The sequence below is a fragment of the Sphingopyxis sp. KK2 genome, from assembly GCF_001990265.1.
GTDB lineage: Bacteria > Pseudomonadota > Alphaproteobacteria > Sphingomonadales > Sphingomonadaceae > Sphingopyxis.
The window spans coordinates 1-2,629 of record NZ_LYVN01000252.1 but is presented as its reverse complement, the minus strand read 5'-3'; the positions used below and the strand labels follow the sequence as shown (position 1 = coordinate 2,629).

The following is a 2,629-nucleotide window of genomic DNA, read 5'->3' as shown; positions in this document are numbered from 1 at the left end:
CCGGCGTCGACGACGGCCCGGTGCTGGCGCAGACTCCGGTCGCGATCATCGCAGGCGATACCGCCGAAACGCTGGCCGAGCGCGTGCGCTTTGCCGAGCACCAGCTCTATCCCGCCACCCTCGCCGCCTTCGTGTCGCGCGAACGCTCGCCCGAATGGCTGCGCGGCCGGGTGCGCGACCTCGCGATGGCGCTGCCCGAGGCCGACGAGGTGACCTCGCACGGCATGCCCTGTTTCGGGATCGTGAAGGGCAAGAAATTCGCCTATTTCACCGAGGATCATCATGGCGACGGCAAGATCGCGCTGCTGGTGAAGATCAGCGGCGCCGACGAACAGGCGGCGTTGATCGAGATGGACGAGGAACGCTATTATCGCCCCGCCTATTTCGGCGACGGCTGGGTCGGCATCCGCCTCGACCTCGGCGATACCGACTGGGACGCGATCGGCGAATGGCTGCGCAAGAGCTGGCTCGCGGTGGCGCCGAAGAAGCTGGCAGGACTGATGGGGGTTGCCGAGGAGTTTTGACGATGCGGTTTTTCGCGGGCCTGTGGATCCTCATTCTTTCCGGCTGCGGCATGGCCGTTTCCGACAAACCGATGCTCGAGCAGGCCGACACCGCTGGCGCGCCGCAATTCGAGGATGGCGTGTGGCTGATGCCCGAACTCGATGACGAGAAGGATTGCGCCGTCGATACCGCGCGGCCCGTCTCGCAATGGCCCGACTGCGCGGCATGGGCGGTACACCGCGACGGACAATGGTTCGCGCGCGAGGGTAACAGCGGGATCGTCACCAAGGCGGTGCCGCGCGACGCCGTGATCGTGTCGAACGGCGATATCGCGATCGTCCAGCTCGAATCGGACAAGTCGCCCGCCGAGGACGGCACGGTCGATCCGACCCCCTATTCGTTCATCGCGTTCGACAACCAACCAGCGGCGACGGAGAAGTTACGCACGATCGGCTTCTGGATCGTGATGTGCGGCACCTATGAGGACAGCGCTACCGAGGACGAGGACGCCCCGGCCAAGCTCATTCGTTTTCCCGGCTTCGACGAGAAATGCCGGCCGGCGTCGGTGCAGGTGCTGCGCGATGCGGCAAGACTAAGCCGCCCCGCGGCCTCGGTCGAACTACCCGGCTTCCATTGGGCGCGGGCCGTATTGGACTGAACGAAAAAGGCCGCCGGATCGCTCCGGCGGCCTTTTTCATTTCGTCGCCCCCGCGAAGGCGGGGGCCGCTATCGGCGTAGCGCAAGGCGGCTTGCGGCCCCCGCCTTCGCGGGGGCGACGCCTACAAATCAGCCGACGATTTCTTCGGGCTTGAAGAAATAGGCGATTTCGATCGCGGCATTTTCATCGCTGTCCGAACCATGGACGGTGTTCGCCTCGATGCTTTCGGCGAGTTCCTTGCGGATCGTGCCCGGCGCGGCGTCCTTGGGGTTGGTCGCGCCCATGATGTCGCGGTTCGCCTGCATCGCGTTCTCGCCTTCGAGGACCTGGACGACGACAGGGCCGCTGATCATGAAGTCGACGAGTTCGCCGAAGAAGGGGCGTTCCTTGTGGACCGCATAAAAGCCCTCGGCCTGTTCGCGGCTCATGTGGATGCGCTTCGACGCGACGACGCGCAGGCCGGCGTCTTCCAGCATCTTGGTGACCGCGCCGGTCAGGTTGCGACGCGTGGCGTCGGGCTTGATGATCGAAAAGGTGCGAGTGATCGCCATGGGGGAAGCTCCGTCCTGTTATGCTTTGGATGCGCGCGCCTCTAGCGGCGCTTTTGCCGCACCGCAAGGCAGGAAGGAGGCAGCGCTGCCCCGCGCCGGGATCAGTTGCCGAAGGTGACAGTGCCGTTGACGGTATCGCCGGCCTGCGTCGCGGTCACATGGACGCCGGACTTGCCGCCGCCCGCAGGTTCGGCGCTGAACATCATCATGTCGCCCGCCTTGACCTCGCTCGCCACTTTCAGCCCCGCAGCTTCGGCCTGCTTGCGATAATGCGCGATCACATCGGCCGCCTGGCCCTTGACCTCGAAGCTCGCCATTCCGCTCTGTTCGCCGCCGGGGCCGGTCGCCGCCATCCCGCCGGTCATCGTCGCGCCGGGATAGGGCGTGAAGCCCTTGGGCAGTTTGGCGCTGGACGCGCCGCCGCCGAAGCTCATTTCGCCATCTTCGGTCTTGATGCTGATGCTGCCGTCTTCACCGTCTGCGCTCTTGGTGACCTTGTAGTCGGCAGTCTCGCCGGTTTCGGGATCGGTGTAGGTGCCGCTCGCGACCTCCTGTTCCGATTTCGAGCCGCAGGCCGCAACGAGCAGCGCGGCGGCGGTCGCGGCGAGGATCAGGGTCGGGCGATTGGTCATCATAAGCTCCTGTTGCGGTTCGCCTATTTGCTTAGCGGGTCGCACGCTCCCCCGAGGTGACCGAGGTCACAGCCTAGGGACCTTCGGACCAGCGGCCGGCCTCGTCCTGTTTCCAGAAACGGTTGTCGACGTCCTCGCGCGCGGCGAGGCTGCGCCACAGCGCGCGGGCGTCGTCGATGCGGCTATTGTCGAAGAGCAGGAAGACGCGCTCGAACCCCAGCGCGTCGTCGCGCCATTCGCCGTCGGCGAGCGCAAGATGCGTCGCGCGATTGGCGGGCGCCGCG

At 66.0% G+C, this 2,629-nt stretch carries 4 protein-coding genes and 1 pseudogene; 2 read left to right on the top strand and 3 right to left on the bottom strand.

Features of this window, described 5'->3' with window-relative positions; translation table 11 throughout:
• Window positions 1-524: MmcQ/YjbR family DNA-binding protein (locus B1A78_RS21385; protein ID WP_179102127.1), on the top strand; the 524-nt coding region annotated here is incomplete at its 5' end.
• 2 nt (window positions 525-526) lie between these two features.
• Window positions 527-1,162, top strand: a complete 636-nt coding sequence (locus tag B1A78_RS21380) for a hypothetical protein (RefSeq protein ID WP_077148856.1) — start codon at window positions 527-529, stop codon at window positions 1,160-1,162.
• Between the two features lie 128 nt (window positions 1,163-1,290).
• On the opposite strand, the gene ndk is transcribed toward B1A78_RS21380, so the two are convergent.
• The 3 genes and pseudogenes from ndk to B1A78_RS21365 form a co-directional block, all read right to left on the bottom strand.
• The gene (ndk, locus tag B1A78_RS21375) at window positions 1,291-1,713 is read right to left on the bottom strand and encodes a nucleoside-diphosphate kinase (RefSeq protein ID WP_077148855.1); all 423 of its coding nucleotides are present in this window, start codon (window positions 1,711-1,713) and stop codon (window positions 1,291-1,293) included.
• Window positions 1,714-1,814: 101 nt separating this feature from the next.
• Window positions 1,815-2,345 (bottom strand): hypothetical protein, encoded by a 531-nt coding sequence (locus B1A78_RS21370; RefSeq protein WP_077148857.1) that lies wholly within the window; start codon window positions 2,343-2,345, stop codon window positions 1,815-1,817.
• A 73-nt stretch (window positions 2,346-2,418) separates the two neighbouring features.
• A pseudogene (locus B1A78_RS21365) lies at window positions 2,419-2,629 on the bottom strand (DNA polymerase III subunit chi); the annotation flags it as partial.

What these genes read in the sequence shown, in the direction of transcription:
- B1A78_RS21380 (WP_077148856.1), top strand. Translation starts at nt 527, where the DNA reads ATGCGGTTTTTCGCGGGCCTGTGGATCCTCATTCTTTCCGGCTGCGGC.
- ndk (WP_077148855.1), bottom strand. Translation starts at nt 1,713, where the DNA reads ATGGCGATCACTCGCACCTTTTCGATCATCAAGCCCGACGCCACGCGT.
- B1A78_RS21370 (WP_077148857.1), bottom strand. Translation starts at nt 2,345, where the DNA reads ATGACCAATCGCCCGACCCTGATCCTCGCCGCGACCGCCGCCGCGCTG.